Genomic DNA, 2,386 nt, shown 5'->3' with positions numbered 1-2,386 from the left:
GTCTTGGGCCGATACACGGGCTATCGGGGCAGGGCTCGAGGTCATGCCTTGGCTGCCGCGATCGTTGCCGCCACCAGCGCTGTGTCGGTCAGCGTGTTGCGGTACTCGCGATCGAGATCGGAACCACCCATGCCGACATGGGGATTGCGGTAGTCCATGGCACTCGGCACATCCTTGAGGGCGGCAAAATGCATTTCGGACAGGCCGGTTCTGCTGCGCACTTCGGCAATGTTGTGCAAATCCAGTCCGCCGCAGCCGAGGATGACGATGCGGTCGCCGGCCTGCCGCACCAGATCCGCCAACAGCGGCAAGCCTTCGATGGCAGTGTCACGCTGGCCGCTGGTCAGCACGCGGCCGACCTTGCTGCGGATCAGCGATTCGAGCGCCTCGGCCGGCTCGCGCGTCATGTCGAAGGCGCGATGGCAGGTGACGTTCAAGGGGCCGGCGGCCTGCGTCAGTTCGCTCATGCGCGCCTCGTCCATGGTGCCATCGGCGTTCAGGCAGCCAAACACCACGCCGGGCACGCCGAGTTCGCGCAGTGCCGAGACATCTGCCAGCATCGAGGCATATTCCGTCGCACTGTAGAGAAAATCGCCGCCGCGCGGCCGCACCATGACGTGAAACGGCACGTTTGCCTGCTCGATGGCGGCGCGGATCGTGCCGAGGCTTGGCGTGATGCCGCCTTCGACGAGGCTGGCGCACAGTTCGATCCGGTCGGCGCCGGCGGCTTGCGCCGCGAGAAGGCCGTCAATGCCTTCGACACAGATTTCGATCAGCGGCAGGCGGAGAGCTTTGGTCAAGGGGCGATCCATTCCATGATTTCCCGGCCAGCCCTACCACCGCGCCGGTTGCTGCGAAAGCGCGAACAGACTTTCGCGCCGGGCACGGACTTCGCGGTTATTGGCGCAATTCCGTGTTCTTGGCGCCTTGCTCGACCTGATCGATCACCAGAAGCTTCACCTCGATATCACCGATATTGGTGGCCTGATGCCACTGGCCGATCATTTCGATGATGAAATCGCCGGCCTTGTAGGTGTTGCTGTCGCCGGTCTCGACATTGGTGACCTTCAGCGTGCCGGCCTGGACATAGGCATAGCGCGGGAAAGGGTGCCTGTGGACCGGCAAGGTCGCGCCCGGCGCGATGTCGTAGGTCGAGACCAGCACCTGCACGTTCTTCTGCGGCAGCGTGATCGGTTGGCCGGACGCGGTCGTCGTGCGCGACGCAAGAGGGGTCACGACGACAGGCGTGCCGCTGCTGTCCAGCGCGTGGGCCGGGTTCGCGGAAAAGGCTGCCGCGAGCAGCAGTCCTGACATCAAAATTTTTCGCATGATTCGCATCCACCCCTGGCGTCAACATCGCGCAGTGGCCACCAGCACGCAAGGCAGCGCCTTGGGCACCTGCCTGCCGGCCAAAAATATTTTTGTCGCCCTCTTGAAGGAAAAAAACACGATTACCAGATCGTTTTCCGTCGAGGCTTCGGCTCGACATACTGGCGTCGCAGCGACGCTGCGACAGCCTCGTAATCCATGTTGCTTCACGGAGGATATGGCTATGAGAAGCTCTGATTATACCCCTCTTTACCGCACAACGGTCGGCTTCGACCGTCTCTTCGATATGCTCGAAAAAAGCGTACGCTCCGACTGGCCTCCCTACAATATCGAGAAGACCGGCGAGAACGACTATCGCATTACGATGGCTATCGCCGGCTTCGCTCTCGATGAGGTCGAACTCATGCAGAACGGCCCCGAATTGTCTGTCGTCGGCCAAAGGAAACCCGACCAGGAAAATCGGGAGGTCCTTCATCGCGGCTTGGCGACGGGCAACTTCAAGCAGGTGTTCAAACTTGCCGACCACGTAAAGGTCAAGGCGGCCAACCTCGAGAATGGCTTGCTGTCAGTGGACCTGGTCCGCGAAGTGCCCGAGGAACTCAAGCCTCGGCGCATTGAGATAGGGTCCGAAGCCAAAGCGGTTTCGCTCGAGCAACCCGGCAAGAAGCAGTTGATCGACTCGGATGCGGAGCCTCAACGCGAGGTCGCCTGATTCCCTGGACCTAAATCTACGGTCCGCCTCCCGGTTCGGCCGGGAGGCACAGATCGCGGAGAATGGAGATGAGAACCGGAACTTACAGTTTTCACCAACCTGAACCGAAAAATCTTGCCGCGGAATCCGCCGGATTGCGGACGCCAGATGATGTGCTGAACGAGGAGACGATGACGATCGGTGCAAAGCGGGCTTTGCTCGCTTTCTGGGCTTCCGACGTTCATGCGGTTCCTGACAATCCCGCGTTGCGGCAATTGGACAACGGCGCCATCGTGGAAGTCAGCGACATACTTCGCGCACTCCGCCTTCTGGACGAAACCGGGCGGGAACCGCGTGTTTCAAAGG

The 2,386-nt window shown here is 61.2% G+C and carries 3 protein-coding genes and 1 pseudogene; 2 read left to right on the top strand and 2 right to left on the bottom strand.

Features of this window, described 5'->3' with window-relative positions:
- Window positions 1-41: 41 nt before the first annotated feature.
- Both EN884_RS33150 and EN884_RS33145 read right to left on the bottom strand, forming a co-directional pair.
- Window positions 42-812 carry a copper homeostasis protein CutC gene (locus EN884_RS33150; RefSeq protein WP_063168153.1) on the bottom strand — a complete coding sequence of 257 codons (771 nt, stop codon included), beginning with the start codon at window positions 810-812 and terminating at the stop codon, window positions 42-44.
- Between the two features lie 85 nt (window positions 813-897).
- On the bottom strand, window positions 898-1,329 hold the full coding sequence (locus EN884_RS33145; protein ID WP_024503833.1) for a cupin domain-containing protein: 432 nt from the start codon (window positions 1,327-1,329) through the stop codon (window positions 898-900).
- 223 nt (window positions 1,330-1,552) lie between these two features.
- Here EN884_RS33145 and EN884_RS33140 point away from each other — a divergent pair, with 223 nt between their 5' ends.
- Together EN884_RS33140 and EN884_RS33135 are read left to right on the top strand one after the other, a co-directional pair.
- Complete coding sequence (locus tag EN884_RS33140; protein ID WP_013531273.1) at window positions 1,553-2,041, top strand: Hsp20 family protein; 489 nt, start codon at window positions 1,553-1,555, stop codon at window positions 2,039-2,041.
- Between the two features lie 68 nt (window positions 2,042-2,109).
- Window positions 2,110-2,386, top strand: a pseudogene (locus tag EN884_RS33135) (hypothetical protein); the annotation flags it as partial.

Source organism: Mesorhizobium sp. M7A.F.Ca.AU.001.01.1.1 (assembly GCF_004022735.1).
Classification (GTDB): Bacteria; Pseudomonadota; Alphaproteobacteria; order Rhizobiales; family Rhizobiaceae; genus Mesorhizobium; species Mesorhizobium ciceri.
The sequence above is the reverse complement of the archived record's forward strand: the minus strand, read 5'-3'. Positions and strand labels throughout refer to the sequence as shown.

Coding starts and splice junctions, on each gene's coding strand:
- EN884_RS33140 (WP_013531273.1), top strand. CDS start 1,553: ATGAGAAGCTCTGATTATACCCCTCTTTACCGCACAACGGTCGGCTTC.
- EN884_RS33150 (WP_063168153.1), bottom strand. CDS start 812: ATGGATCGCCCCTTGACCAAAGCTCTCCGCCTGCCGCTGATCGAAATC.
- EN884_RS33145 (WP_024503833.1), bottom strand. CDS start 1,329: ATGCGAAAAATTTTGATGTCAGGACTGCTGCTCGCGGCAGCCTTTTCC.